Raw genomic sequence first — 13957 nt, 5'->3', positions numbered from 1 at the left:
CACAAAAACCCCGAGATAACTCGGGGTTTATTATTATCAACACTCTTTATTCAGAGTCTTTCTTTTCAGGCGCTTCGCTAGAAGTCGCTTCTGGAGAGCTAGACTTTTCTGCATCTTTCGCAGCGTCCGTTGCTTCTTCTTTAACTTCTGGCTTTGCTTGAGGCTTCTCGCTGTCTTCAGGTTTGCTAGTTGAGTTATCACTCCAACCCGCAGGCTCACGAATTTCAGCTTTGCGCTCCATTAAATCATCAATTTGACGAGCATCAATGGTTTCATACTTCATCAGCGCATCTTTCATCGCATGCATGATATCCATGTTTTCTTGAAGAATCTTCTTCGCACGGTCATAGTTGCGGTCAATGATTTGACGAACTTCATCATCAATCAGCTTCGCCGTATCATCAGATACATGCTTAGTCTGAGTCACGCTACGACCAAGGAACACCTCACCTTCATCTTCTGCATACAGTAGAGGACCAAGCTTTTCAGAGAAACCCCATTGAGTAACCATCTTACGAGCAATATCAGTTGCACGTTCAATATCGTTTGACGCGCCTGTTGAGACTTTATCAGCACCGTAGATGAGTTCTTCCGCTAGACGACCACCGTACAAGCTAGAGATCATAGACTCTAGATGCTGGCGAGACATGCTGACACGGTCTTGCTCCGGTAGGTACATAGTCACACCCAACGCGCGACCGCGTGGAATGATCGACACTTTGTACACTGGATCGTGCTCAGGTACTAAACGACCAACAATTGCGTGACCTGCTTCGTGATAAGCCGTTGACTCTTTTGTCTCTTCAGACATCACCATTGAACGGCGCTCGGCACCCATCATGATTTTGTCTTTCGCTAATTCGAATTCAACCATAGAAACGTTACGCTTGTTACCACGCGCAGCAAATAGCGCCGCTTCGTTGACTAGGTTTGCTAAATCAGCACCAGAGAAGCCTGGTGTACCACGAGCGATTAGAGAAGGCTCTACGTCACCTGCTAGAGGGACTTTACGCATGTGTACTTTTAGAATCTGCTCACGACCACGTACATCTGGCAATCCAACCACTACTTGGCGGTCAAAACGACCAGGACGTAGCAACGCTGGGTCAAGAACGTCTGGACGGTTAGTTGCAGCGATTACGATGATACCTTCGTTACCTTCGAAACCATCCATCTCTACTAGCATTTGGTTTAGTGTTTGCTCACGTTCATCGTGACCACCACCAACACCAGCACCACGCTGACGACCTACCGCATCGATTTCATCGATGAAGATAATACAAGGCGCTGCTTTCTTAGCTTGTTCGAACATGTCACGTACACGAGATGCACCGACACCCACAAACATTTCTACGAAATCTGAACCCGAGATGGTAAAAAACGGTACTTTTGCTTCACCAGCAATGGCTTTCGCTAGAAGCGTTTTACCAGTACCAGGAGGACCAACCATTAAAACACCAGTAGGAATCTTACCGCCCAGTTTTTGGAAGCGGCTTGGATCACGCAAGTAGTCCACCAGCTCTTTCACGTCTTCTTTTGCTTCGTCACAACCAGCGACGTCAGCAAAAGTTGTCTTGATTTGTTCTTCGCTCATCATTCGAGCTTTGCTCTTACCAAAAGACATAGCGCCTTTACCGCCGCCGCCTTGCATTTGACGCATGAAGAAAATCCATACACCAATCAGTAAGATCATTGGGAACCAAGAAATGAAAATAGTACCAAGCAAGCTTTGCTCTTCTGGAGGCGTGCCCTGTACTTTCACGTTTTGGTTAATTAGGTCATCTAGAAGCTTTTGGTCATACACTGGCATGTAAGTGACCATTTTGGCACCGCCGCCACGACGAACAAAGCTAATTTCACCGTCTTTAAAAGTTGCTTCTTGAATCTGGCCTTGGCCAACTTCCTGTACAAACGTGGTGTAATCCACGGTTCTGCCATTGCTTTCTCCAGGGCCAAAGCTCTGGAATACCGACATCAATACGACGGCGATAACAAGCCACAGAATTAAATTTTTTGCCATGTCACTCAAGGTGTAAGCCTCTCGATAACTAATTGTAATTAAAGGTAGGGTACTACAGTTCATTCACTGTAGCTATAGTGTTAACACGCTCTCAAGAGAGCAAAATGGTTAACCTTTGTAACCAGTGGCTACAACAAAGACTTCTCGAGAGCGAGCTCGCGATGAGTCTGGTTTTCTAATTTTTACGGCTTTAAACATGTCTCGGACTTCTTTCACATACTGATCGAAGCCTTCCCCCTGGAAAACCTTTACGACAAAGCTACCATTAGGCGCTAGAACTTGTCGACACATATCTAAAGCCAATTCAACTAAATACATAGCACGAGGTTGGTCAACAGAGTTATTTCCCGCAATATTAGGTGCCATGTCAGACATTACTACGTCTACCATTGAAGGTTGGATTCTTTCTAGCAAAGCTTCCAATACTGCATCATCGCGAAAGTCGCCTTGTAAAAAGCTGACACCCGCAATCGGGTCCATAGGAAGCAAATCACACGCAATGATCTGACCACTGTCTCCTACTATCTTAGCAGCATATTGAGACCACCCGCCCGGTGCCGCACCCAAATCGACGACTGTCATCCCAGGCTTTAACAATTTATCTTTCGTTTGAATCTCATCGATCTTGAAATAAGCACGTGAGCGATAGCCTTTTTTACGAGCCTCATTCGCGTATTTATCATCAAAGTGTTCTTTCAACCAACGACCAGAACTAGCCGAATGTTTTTGTTTACTCATTTTAATCCCAACAAGGCGCAAATTGGAGCTATTGTTTTAATAGGCGCTACCTATTACTCAATAAATTATAGTCTTCAGCAATAGATGGCGTTAAAATAGCTTTTTTCAACCCTTATTTTAAAGAAAATTGGCCGCGTAATGAACCTAAGCACCAAACAAAAGCAGCACCTTAAAGGCCTAGCTCACAGTTTAAAACCTGTCGTGCTAATGGGCGCAAATGGACTTACAGAAGCCGTGCTAGCAGAAATTGAAATCGCTCTTAACCATCACGAACTGATCAAAGTAAAAGTTGCTTCAGAAGATCGTGAAACAAAACAGCTAATCATCGACGCTATCGTACGTGAGACGGGCGCAGAAAAAGTTCAGACTATTGGTAAAGTGCTTGTGCTATACCGCCAGTCTGAAGAGCGTAAAATCGAAATCCCTCGTAAGTAATTCTACTTACGTTGCTGAAGAAAAAAGGTCGCCATTGGCGACCTTTTTGCGTTTTATTGGAGTAACAAAATTACTCTCAACAACTTAGATGTATTCTACTCGGTCGATTTCGAAGTCTTTCGCGCCACCCGGAGTTTGAATAGCAACCTCATCGCCTTCCATCTTACCGATCAAGCCACGAGCAATTGGTGAGCTTACTGAAATACGGCCAGCTTTAATGTCTGCTTCGTCATCACCAACAATTTGGTATGTTTTTTCTTCTTCGGTGTCGATGTCAATCAAGGTTACGGTTGAACCAAAAATAACTTTACCCGTGTTCTCCATCTTCGTTACATCAATTACTTGAGCAACTGACAGTTTGTATTCAATGTCACGGATTTGTGCTTCACAGATACCCTGCTCTTCTCGAGCGGCGTGATATTCTGCGTTCTCTTTTAAATCACCTAACTCACGAGCTTCAGCGATTGCCTCTGAAATTTGAGGACGTAGTTTAAGTAGACGATCGAGTTCTGCACGTAGCTTTTGCTCGCCACGTAGTGTCATTGGAACTTTTTCCATTTTATAACCTCAAGCCCAAATGGGTCTTTGGACAAAAAAAAGCCCACCCTGCCATAGGGCTGGGTAGTGCGCTTAAAGATGTATTTCATTTAGTGTAAACAAACTCCCGGACGAAATCATCTTAATTCGAAACGCTGTAAGACTATGCCCTTTCGGCATAATGATATAAGTCACTTTTAGAACGATTCTAGAGTGCATCACTGTCGCAATTTGTTGAAAAACAACACTGTTCATTACACCAAAAACATCAAAAAAGATAAAAACTAATCAATGTCAGACGAATGTTATAGTCAAAAAATCCCATTTAAAACAAAAAGTTAAATCAAAAACCAGACCAATCGAACAGTGTTCATCGATACGATTTATATCATTTTACTAACTCATACGGAAACTTTAGCAGTAAAACATGTCCAGCGAGTTGTTAGATCAAAGGCTTACAAGGGCGAATTATACCGCTCATTGGCCGATTATAGACCAACAACTTGTGAGAGATTACCTCTCCCCCATACAACAATGATTATGGACAGCTAACTAGGACAAATAAGATGAAAAAGACTCTAATTGCTCTTTCTGTATCTGCAGCAGCTATGGCAACTGGCGTAAACGCAGCTGAACTTTACAACCAAGACGGCACTTCTCTAGAAATGGGCGGCCGTGCTGAAGCACGTCTATCTATGAAAGATGGCGACGCTCAAGACAAATCTCGCATCCGTCTAAACTTCCTTGGTAAACAAGAGATCAATGACAACCTATACGGTGTTGGTTTCTGGGAAGGTGAATTTGAGACTGCTCAAAACGGTACTGTAGACGGCGACGACAAGAGCGATCTAGAAACTCGTCTTGCTTACGCTGGTCTTGGCGGTGCTTACGGTGAGTTCGCATACGGTAAAACTGAAGGTGCACTAGGCGTTATCACTGACTTCACAGATATCATGGCTTACCACGGTAACTCTGCAGCAGACAAACTAGCTGTAGCAGACCGTACAGACAACATGATGGCTTACAAAGGTCAATTCGAAAACCTAAGTGTTAAAGCAAGCTACCGCTTCGCTGATCGTATGGAAAACAAAAACACTGGTGAGTACTACGACAACAAACAAGACGGTTACTCTCTATCTGCAATCTACGCTCTAGCTGACACTGGTCTTGAGCTAGGTGCTGGTTACGCAGATCAAGACGAAGCTAACGAGTACATGCTAGCTGCATCTTACACAATGTCTGATCTTTACTTCGCTGGTGTATTCACTGACGGCGAGAAAATGGAAGACTCAAACAACCGTAACACAGTTGATTACACTGGTTACGAGCTAGCGGGTGCTTACACTCTAGGCCAAACGGTATTTACAACAACGTACAACAATGCAGAAACTAACAACGAAACTTCTGCAAACAACTTCGCTGTTGATGCTTCTTACTACTTCAAGCCTAACTTCCGTGGTTACATTTCTTACAACTTCAACCTGATTGACGCAGGTGACAAGTTTGGTTCAACTGACACGAACAAAACAGTTGCAACTAAGATCGATGCTGAAGACGAGCTAGCTCTAGGTCTACGTTACGACTTCTAATTCCGGTCTTTGACTAGAATATCGAATGCCCGCTTCAAGCGGGCATTTTTTATACTCCATTTTAAGCCGCGCGCCTTTCTCTCATGTCTCATTCCTGATGACATATAAAGCATTTCTTTAGTTACCTAGCATATTGGAAGGACTTGCGTATACTCAATCACATAACTCACCTTAGAAAGTATCATTATGCGTTTACGTTGGCCCTTGCTCATATTCTCTTCATTACTTTCTGCTTTTTCACAAGCGTACCCTCATCAAGAAGTGTTGCCGGAAGGCTCTCGCATCAGTTTAGTCGCGGAAAAACTCAGTGAGAATGCTGAACTTGACGGTGTTCATCCTACCGAACAACTGTTCCCACCAGCCAGTACATTAAAAATCGTCACAGCATTAGCGGCGAAGTTAGAGCTGGGTGATAACTTCCGCTTTCGAACCAAGCTAGAAGCGTCGAGCTCAGACGCAGTGATTTACTTTGTCGGCGATCCAACGCTCCAAACCAACGATTTAAAATCACTTCTTACCCTAGCCAAGAAAAATGGTTTAAAACGTATTGACGGTGACTTATGGCTCGATAACAGCGCATTCACTGGTTACAACCGTGCAGTAGGCTGGCCGTGGGATATCTTGGGAGTTTGCTACAGCGCTCCGGCATCGACCATCACACTCAATAACAACTGTGTGCAGGCTTCTATCTATACGCAAAAAGACGGTGGGACTCGAGTCTACGTACCTGAGCATCAACCTATTCGTGTAACAAGTACTGTCGAGACCGTTTCTAAAACGATTAAGAAAAGTCGTCATTGCGATTTAGGCTTAGTCGCAAACCCTGATAACAACTACAAGCTAACTGGATGCTTAGTTGAGAGGGAGAAACCATTGCCACTTAAATTTGCCATTCAAGATCCTGAACTTTATACCAGCCATAGATTGGCAGCTTTGCTTAAGCAGCTCAATATTGAGTTATCAGGAAAGATTAGGATCGGTTCGGCTCCGGAAAAACAGCGCAAGCTAATCGCCATGCATCAATCAGAGGCATTACCAGACATTCTGGAAGAGATGCTTAAAAACTCTGATAACTTGATTGCAGATACATTAACCAAAACACTTGGCGCTAAGTTTTTTGTTCAGTCAGGTAGCTTTGCCAACGGTACAGAGGCGATCAAGCAGATCATTTTCGCCAACACTGGTATTGATATTCGTAATGCGCGCCTGGAAGACGGCTCAGGACTTTCGCGAAACAACCGTATTTCCGCCACCAAAATGGCGGAAATTCTTCGTTATATTTGGAAGCACGAAGACGAGCTTAAACTGATCGCCATCATGCCGAAGTCAGGTGAGTCAGGCACACTAAAGTACCGACAAAGTATGCGAAAGTTGCCAATTAAAGGACAATTGATCGCCAAAAGCGGCTCCCTCTACGGAACTTACAACATGGCCGGATATGGCTTGGATAAAAATGGTCAACCTAATACCGTTTTTGTTCAGTTTGTTTCAGACTACTTCCCAGAAAAAAGGGACGATAACAAACCTGTCATCGCCCCTATTACACATTTTGAGCAGCTTTTTTACAATGATATTGTGAACTTTAGTCAGGCAATACCTAAGAAATAGTTCACCACGTTAAAGTAAATCCACATTCCTGAAATATCGACGATAGACGCAAGAACTGGACTCACCAATACGGCTGGGTCCATCTTGCAAGCTCGTGCAATAATTGGTAGCAGCCCACCTAATGTTGTAGAAATCGTTACTTGGATGAATAACGCAACCGCTATTGCCAATGCGATATCGGTAAGTTCAAAGCCCCCTGTTGATTGACCGGCACTAAATAACATAATGCGTCCAATCATCACGATAGCGATAGCTAACGCAATAAATAGAGCAACGCGGCTCTCTTTCCACAAAACTTCTAGCCATTGGCGTTTCTTTAGCTCCCCAGTTGCAAGAGCACGAATCACCAAAGTTGCAGCTTGTGTTCCTGTATTACCACCAGCCGCAGCGATCACAGGCATGTACACCGCAAGCAAAACGAGCTGGCTAAGGGTGTCCTCATACTGAGCAATGATCAAACCCGACACAATCCCCAAAAGTGCCAGTGCAATGATCCACCCAATACGCTGCTTCACGTGCCCCAAAACACTAGTCGATAAATAACCATCAGGTGTATCAACTTCAGACATATGCAAACCCAATTGGTGAGCATAATGACGTGCGCGTTTGTCATGGCCTGCTTGCTCAAGTTGAGCAATAAGACTATTCACATAACCGACAGAGCAATGCTGCAAAATACCTACCGCCTCATCGATCGGCATGATCGTAAGCAAATGGACTTGTTGCTCTTGCTCATACTGCAAAAATGCATTGCGAGCTGCACCAATTTCTACTTCAGAAAAGTTTGGTGTTGTTTCAATAAAAGTGTTGTTCATTACCGTCATGGCGAATCTCCCGATTGGCATTGGTAACGACCATCGACAAGGCACGCAAAGTCAATCTTGCATACTTAAAGTCACACAACAATTAAGATGCACAGAGAAAACCAATGCGGATGCACTGTCTATTCAGAATGTATGAAGGAAATAACGAGAAGAAAATTAGAAAAGATGCCTCACCACTTAGGTAAGGCGGAGATCGCCAATACCGAAGCGGGTTATTTCGCTCCCTTGCTCTTACTCACCCAACGACTGGGAGGATGGTCGGTATTGTTCATGTAAATCTCCGATAACGCTGCCATTATTGGCAGCGCGAGTATAGTAGCAAAGTTCAACATGTTTGGAAGGTTTACTTTGTCTTTTTCGCTAAATTTTTATACAAAAAAAGCGCCCATCAGGCGCTTTCATTTGCAGCGATTATTGATTACTGAATAGTAATACGTGCAAATTTACGTTTGCCTACTTGGAACACGTAAGTACCCGCTTCTGGAGCAAATTTGCTGTCCGCAATTTTTTCACCATCCATCTTCACAGCGCCCTGCTTAACCATGCGCATCGCATCTGACGATGATGGGCATAAGCCAGCTTCTTTCAACAGATTGCTCACTGGGCGACCTGCATCAAAATCAAATTCTGGCATTTCATCAGGAATTTGGTTCTTCGCAAAACGGTTTACGAATTCTTGCTCTGCCGCATCTGCATCAGCTTCGCTGTGGAAACGAGCAATAATTTCTTTTGCTAGCAATACTTTGATGTCACGAGGGTTTTTGCCCGCTTCTACATCAGCTTTGAATTGAGCAATCTCTTCCAGAGGACGGAAAGATAGCAGCTCGTAGTAGCTCCACATTAGGTCATCAGAAATAGACATGATTTTACCAAACATTTCGCTTGGCGCTTCGCTGATACCGATGTAGTTGTTTGCTGACTTAGACATCTTCTTCTCGCCATCAAGGCCCACTAGAAGAGGCATCATCAGTACAACCTGTGGTTTTTGACCGTGAGACTTTTGCAGTTCACGCCCCATTAGCAGGTTGAACTTCTGGTCAGTACCACCAAGCTCAACGTCAGTTTCCATTGCTACTGAGTCCCAACCTTGTAGAAGTGGGTACATGAACTCATGAATAGCAATTGGTTGACCACCCGCGTAACGCTTTTTAAAGTCATCACGCTCTAGCATACGAGCAACGGTTTGGTTTGCAGCAAGACGAATCATACCTTCTGCACCAAGCTCAGATAACCACTCAGAGTTGAACTGAATCTTAGTTTTTGCAGGGTCTAGAATTTTGAATACCTGCTCTTTGTAAGTTTCTGCATTACGCAATACGTCTTCGCGGCTTAGCGGTGGACGTGTTGTGTTTTTACCTGTTGGGTCACCAACCATTGCAGTGAAGTCACCAATTAGGAACGTCACCTCATGACCTAGCTCTTGGAACAAGCGAAGCTTATTGAAAATAACCGTATGACCTAGGTGAATATCTGGAGCCGTAGGATCCGCACCCAATTTAATACGTAGAGGACGGTCTTCTTTTAGTTTTGCGATAAGCTCTTCTTCTGGAATCAGCTCTTCAACACCGCGCTTAATCTCGGCTAGTGCAGCTTCAATGCTCGCCATTCTTGTTCACTCCCACAGATTTGGCAAAAATATAATAGCTGAACATATTACTTGAATAGCGATGCATTTTGAAACACGTTAGACTAGGTAGTTGTCAATTTTTCCGTTTAATTTAGCAATCAAGTACCTCATGCATTCGATTTTTGTCCGACTTCCACTCTTGCACAAAGTATTGATCGGTTTTTTTAGTGCGCTGATTATCTTCGCGCTCTTCTTTTTACCTGATCCGCAAGACCTAGACCCGCAGCAGAGCCGATTAAAAGTTGGTCAACATTATCCTGTGCCTGTTTCCCTAGAACTCAGTGCACTAAACAGTTCGTCTCCAGCGTCCTCCGCTGTACTGCGTTGGGAAACGTACAAAGTGAAAAATGGTGAGAGTGCCGCCATCTTGTTTAGTCGCGTGGGGCTTTCTGCCCGCCTATTGCATGATCTTGTCTCATCAGACAAAGAAGTGGAAAAGCAATTAACCCGGCTTCGACCTGGCGATCGATTGCAATTCGGTTTTGATGAAAACAACGACTTAGTACAGTTAAGAAGAACATTAAGCGCATTCGAAACTTTTCGTATCACGTTAAAAGACGGCAAATACGTCTCAGAAGTCGATAAAAAAGAAGTCGACTTCCAGTACAACTACGCTGAAGCCACCATCAAATCAAACTTTTGGAATGCGGGAATCTCTTCAGGATTAAATGGCAACCAAATCATGGAACTGGCCGGCATATTTGGCTGGGATATCGACTTTGCTTTAGATATTCGTAAAAACGACAGCTTCCGAGTGCTTTACCAAGAGGAAGTGGTAGAAGGTGAAGTGATTGGACGCGGAAAAATCATTGCTGCGATATTTAAAAACCAAGGCGATACTTTCACCGCAATACTGGATCAGAAAAGTGGCAAGTATTATGACGAAAATGGGCGTGCAATGAAAAAAGCATTCTTACGCGCGCCGTTGGATTTCCGTCGAGTATCGTCTAACTTCAACCCACGCCGCTTACACCCTGTAACGGGACGCGTTCGTCCTCATAGAGGCACGGACTATGCTGCACCAGTGGGCACCCCGATTTGGGCGGCTGGCGATGGTGTCGTTCAAAAATCGTCTTACAACAAATTTAATGGTAACTACGTTTTCATTAAACATAGCAATACTTACATTACCAAGTACCTGCACTTAACTAAACGTACAGTACGAGCTGGTCAACGCGTTAAGCAAGGTCAAACCATTGGTACGCTTGGCGGAACAGGTCGTGTAACAGGCCCTCACTTGCACTATGAGTTCCTTGTGAATGGTGTCCACAAAAACCCGCGTACGGTGAATTTGCCACAATCTAAATCCCTAACAGGCAAAGCAAGACAAACTTTCATGGCAAACGCAAAAATTAGCATGGACAAACTTGAGCGCTACAGCAAACTGTTAGCAATGAAGTAAATTGATGTATTGAAAAGGGCAGCTCAGCTGCCCTTTTTGTTTCTTTAATATCATCACGATGAAGCTTACTTTTCGGAGTGATGCTCTCTCCCGAGCATGAGCAAGCATGGTGTCAGAACCAGCGTTAGCAAAGTCGCAAACGCCAATCCACCCGCGACAGCCGTCGCAAGTTGAGACCACCATTGAGTGCTTGGCGCGCCAAATTCCACTTTCTGGTTAACTAAGTCGATGTTCATTTCTAGCACCATTGGCAATAAGCCTAGTATGGTGGTCACCGTCGTGAGTAAAACGGGTCTTAAACGCTGCACACCTGTGCGCAAGATCGCCTCAGATTTCTCTAAGCCACGTTTACGCATTTGATTATAAGTATCGATTAATACGATGTTGTTATTCACAACAATACCTGCAAGCGCAATCACCCCTATTCCCGACATGATGATGCCAAATGGCTTTTGGAAAATAAGCAATCCAGCAAAGACCCCAACGGTAGAAAACAACACAGCACTGAGGATTAAGAAAGCTTGATAAAAGCTATTAAACTGCGTAATTAAAATCAGAGCCATCACACCAAGCGCGACAATAAAAGCATTTTGTAAGAATGCTGATGAGTTTTCCTGCTCTTCATTTTGACCCCGAATCTTATATTCAATGCCTTCCGGTAAGTCGAGCTGTTCCATTCCAGCGGCAATCTTCGGTAGCTCAAGAGCCAAATTGTAACCTTCCACCATGTCTGCTTTGATATTGATAACTCGATGGCCGTCTACACGACGAATGGTATCTTGCTTATGATCTGGCTTAATTTGAGCAAAGTTCGTGATTGGCACCAAACCAGCCGCCGTTTTCACTCTCAGTTGATCAAATCGACCAATATCGCGCTTATCTTGTGGATAGCGCACCAAAATATCGACTTCTTCATCCGCATCATCGGGCAAATAATCGCCTATTTTCAAACCGTTTGTAACAAACTGAACAGTATTCCCGACTAAGGTCGCATCCGCTGCAAAGCGAGAGGCGTCATCTCGCTGGATATCAATTTGCCAATCAATCCCTTCCTTATTAGTGGTATCACTCAAATTGGTCAGTGCAGGATTACCATCAGCCCAGTGTCGGACTTTTTTGGCCGCTTCATCTAACGCACTAACACTCAAGTTTCGTGATGACACTTCAATCACGAGATCATGCTCGACAGGCGGTCCTGCGTCCGGGAATTTATACTCAAGTTCAACACCATAAAAGCGATCTGTGGTCTCTTTTAGCTCTTCAATAATGGTTTTCACTTTGCGTCGATACTGCCAATCCACAGGCGTTATCTGAATCTGGCCGATTTCATCCCCATTATCACTTGAGCCTGTACGCGTGTAGACACTTTCAAACTCGTCATGACCGAGCATCACCTTCTCGATTTCGCGCATAACCACATCTTTTTCGTGAATAGACAGGTCACCATAAGAACGAACTTTAACGGTAAAAAAGGCTGGGTCCACTTCAGGGAAAAACTCTGCACCCAAGCCAGCCTTGTTGTAAGTGAAGCCGACACCTGCCGCTAGCAGTATCGCGCTGAGTAATACTTTCCATGGATGACGAATCGCTACCGACAGAGTCTGGTAATAAAGTTTGGTAATGCCTGTCGCTTTTTCAAAGTTGCCGTTATGCAGCTCAACCATTTCTCGCTGAGCTTTCTGATTGACTACTTGAGGCTTGCCAATGATCCCACCGATGACAGGAACGAACAGTAAAGCCATCATCAGCGAAGCGGCCAAAGTAGCAATTAAAGTAAGTGGTAAGTACTTCATGAACTCACCAGTAATGTCTGGCCAGAAAAGTAACGGAGCAAACGCAGCCAATGTGGTTGCTGTGGATGCGGTAATAGGCCAGGCCATTCGCTTTGCTGCATCTCGATAGGCTTCTTTACGAGGTGTACCCTCTTGCATGCGCCTATCCGCAAACTCTGTCACCACAATGGCACCATCCACCAACATGCCCACCGCCATAATTAAAGCAAACAGTACGACGATATTGACCGTAAGCCCAAATACCGATAACACCAACAACCCAGTCAAGAACGATCCCGGAATAGAAATCCCTACGAGAAGCGCGGTCCTAACCCCCAATATGGCAATAATGACGATCACTACGAGGATAATTGCGGATAAGATATTGTTTTGTAGATCACTGAGCATCAATTTGACATCGTCGGATTGATCCCAAGTGTATTTGACTTGCAAATTGTCGGGCCACTCGGCTCGTTGTTGTCCCTGAGCCAGTACTTCTTTTACCAGCTCGACCGTTTCAATGATGTTTTCCCCTGCCCGTTTTTTTACGTCCAAAACGATGGCAGATTCACCATCTAAACGAGCAAAACTTTCAGGATCGCGAAATGCACGTCGTACTGTCGCCACATCGCCAAAGGTGATCACCTCTTTGCCATTCACTTTGATTGGCAGTTCAAGCACATCTTTCAGTGAATCAAACACCGATGGGACTTTTACCGAAAAGCGTCCATACCCAGTATCGACAAATCCCGCTGCAACTACTCGGTTATTCAAGGCGATTAAATTATAAATATCCGCTTGATCGAGACCGTAGCTTTCCATCAATAGCGGATCGACAACTATTTCCACGATGTCTTCGCGATCCCCTGCGATTTCAACCTCAAGAACCTGACGGAAACTCTCCAAACGATCACGTAGCGTTCTGGCAATCTGTACAATGGTCCGCTCTGGTACGGTGCCATATAGAACAACAGTCAAAACAGGCTCTTCAGATGCAAACGTGACTTCATTTACCGTTGGCTCATCACTGTCCTCTGGTAATTTTGGCTTCGCAAGATCAACGGCGTCTCGGACATCTGCCATCGCTTTATCAAGATCCACTCCAACACTAAATTCCAGCGTCACCGAAGCATGACCTTCTGATGCCACAGAGGTCATCTCTTTTACGCCTTCAATAGAGCGCAACTCTTGCTCTATTGGCCGAACTAATAAACGTTCGGCATCAACGGGAGAAATGCCTTGATGCCCAACAGAAACGTAGATAATAGGAATGGTAATATCTGGGCTCGATTCCTTGGGGATAGTGACGTAAGTAATGACACCGGCAATTAAGATCATCACCAGTAATGTCAGCATGGTGCGAGCGCGGGATAACGCAGCATCAATCAGAGTGTACATAAGTGCT

Annotated in this window: 10 protein-coding genes; 4 read left to right on the top strand and 6 right to left on the bottom strand. The window is 44.5% G+C overall.

The window, feature by feature from the left end; translation table 11 throughout:
* Positions 1-46: 46 nt before the first annotated feature.
* On the bottom strand, positions 47-2020 hold the full coding sequence (gene ftsH / locus CBX98_RS13825) for an ATP-dependent zinc metalloprotease FtsH (RefSeq protein WP_041852890.1): 1974 nt from the start codon (positions 2018-2020) through the stop codon (positions 47-49).
* 108 nt (positions 2021-2128) lie between these two features.
* Positions 2129-2758, bottom strand: a complete 630-nt coding sequence (gene rlmE / locus CBX98_RS13820; RefSeq protein ID WP_005388985.1) for a 23S rRNA (uridine(2552)-2'-O)-methyltransferase RlmE — start codon at positions 2756-2758, stop codon at positions 2129-2131.
* A gap of 138 nt (positions 2759-2896) precedes the next feature.
* Here rlmE and yhbY point away from each other — a divergent pair, with 138 nt between their 5' ends.
* Entirely contained in the window at positions 2897-3193 is a 297-nt protein-coding gene (gene yhbY, locus CBX98_RS13815; protein WP_005380066.1) for a ribosome assembly RNA-binding protein YhbY, read from the top strand.
* An 84-nt stretch (positions 3194-3277) separates the two neighbouring features.
* On the opposite strand, the gene greA is transcribed toward yhbY, so the two are convergent.
* The gene (gene greA, locus CBX98_RS13810; protein WP_005380065.1) at positions 3278-3751 is read right to left on the bottom strand and encodes a transcription elongation factor GreA; all 474 of its coding nucleotides are present in this window, start codon (positions 3749-3751) and stop codon (positions 3278-3280) included.
* 545 nt (positions 3752-4296) lie between these two features.
* Between greA and CBX98_RS13805 the strand changes: the two genes are divergently transcribed.
* Entirely contained in the window at positions 4297-5319 is a 1023-nt protein-coding gene (locus tag CBX98_RS13805) for a porin (RefSeq protein WP_046875051.1), read from the top strand.
* A gap of 186 nt (positions 5320-5505) precedes the next feature.
* Positions 5506-6927: a serine-type D-Ala-D-Ala carboxypeptidase gene (gene dacB, locus CBX98_RS13800; RefSeq protein WP_104969760.1), complete on the top strand. Its 1422-nt coding sequence runs from the start codon at positions 5506-5508 to the stop codon at positions 6925-6927.
* Here dacB and CBX98_RS13795 read toward each other — a convergent pair.
* Together CBX98_RS13795 and tyrS are read right to left on the bottom strand one after the other, a co-directional pair.
* Entirely contained in the window at positions 6906-7751 is an 846-nt protein-coding gene (locus tag CBX98_RS13795) for a magnesium transporter (protein ID WP_012841442.1), read from the bottom strand. The two genes, dacB and CBX98_RS13795, sit on opposite strands and share 22 nt — an antisense overlap.
* Positions 7752-8169: 418 nt before the next feature.
* Positions 8170-9357, bottom strand: a complete 1188-nt coding sequence (gene tyrS, locus CBX98_RS13790; protein WP_012841441.1) for a tyrosine--tRNA ligase — start codon at positions 9355-9357, stop codon at positions 8170-8172.
* Positions 9358-9487: 130 nt separating this feature from the next.
* On the opposite strand from tyrS, the gene CBX98_RS13785 reads away from it, so the two are divergent.
* A complete protein-coding gene (locus tag CBX98_RS13785; RefSeq protein WP_109169495.1) occupies positions 9488-10780 on the top strand; it encodes a peptidoglycan DD-metalloendopeptidase family protein in 1293 nt (430 codons plus the stop codon).
* A gap of 65 nt (positions 10781-10845) precedes the next feature.
* Here the strand turns inward: CBX98_RS13785 and vmeK are convergent, their stop codons facing one another.
* On the bottom strand, positions 10846-13950 hold the full coding sequence (gene vmeK, locus CBX98_RS13780) for a multidrug efflux RND transporter permease subunit VmeK (protein ID WP_109169493.1): 3105 nt from the start codon (positions 13948-13950) through the stop codon (positions 10846-10848).
* Positions 13951-13957 lie beyond the last annotated feature (7 nt).

The organism is Vibrio sp. T9 (assembly GCF_003123985.1).
GTDB classification, from domain to species: Bacteria; Pseudomonadota; Gammaproteobacteria; order Enterobacterales; family Vibrionaceae; genus Vibrio; species Vibrio diabolicus.
This window is presented reverse-complemented; position numbering and strand designations above follow the sequence as displayed.

What these genes read in the sequence shown, in the direction of transcription:
- rlmE (WP_005388985.1), bottom strand. Translation starts at nt 2,758, where the DNA reads ATGAGTAAACAAAAACATTCGGCTAGTTCTGGTCGTTGGTTGAAAGAA.
- CBX98_RS13805 (WP_046875051.1), top strand. Translation starts at nt 4,297, where the DNA reads ATGAAAAAGACTCTAATTGCTCTTTCTGTATCTGCAGCAGCTATGGCA.
- CBX98_RS13795 (WP_012841442.1), bottom strand. Translation starts at nt 7,751, where the DNA reads ATGACGGTAATGAACAACACTTTTATTGAAACAACACCAAACTTTTCT.
- dacB (WP_104969760.1), top strand. Translation starts at nt 5,506, where the DNA reads ATGCGTTTACGTTGGCCCTTGCTCATATTCTCTTCATTACTTTCTGCT.
- ftsH (WP_041852890.1), bottom strand. Translation starts at nt 2,020, where the DNA reads ATGGCAAAAAATTTAATTCTGTGGCTTGTTATCGCCGTCGTATTGATG.
- yhbY (WP_005380066.1), top strand. Translation starts at nt 2,897, where the DNA reads ATGAACCTAAGCACCAAACAAAAGCAGCACCTTAAAGGCCTAGCTCAC.
- tyrS (WP_012841441.1), bottom strand. Translation starts at nt 9,357, where the DNA reads ATGGCGAGCATTGAAGCTGCACTAGCCGAGATTAAGCGCGGTGTTGAA.
- CBX98_RS13785 (WP_109169495.1), top strand. Translation starts at nt 9,488, where the DNA reads ATGCATTCGATTTTTGTCCGACTTCCACTCTTGCACAAAGTATTGATC.
- vmeK (WP_109169493.1), bottom strand. Translation starts at nt 13,950, where the DNA reads ATGTACACTCTGATTGATGCTGCGTTATCCCGCGCTCGCACCATGCTG.
- greA (WP_005380065.1), bottom strand. Translation starts at nt 3,751, where the DNA reads ATGGAAAAAGTTCCAATGACACTACGTGGCGAGCAAAAGCTACGTGCA.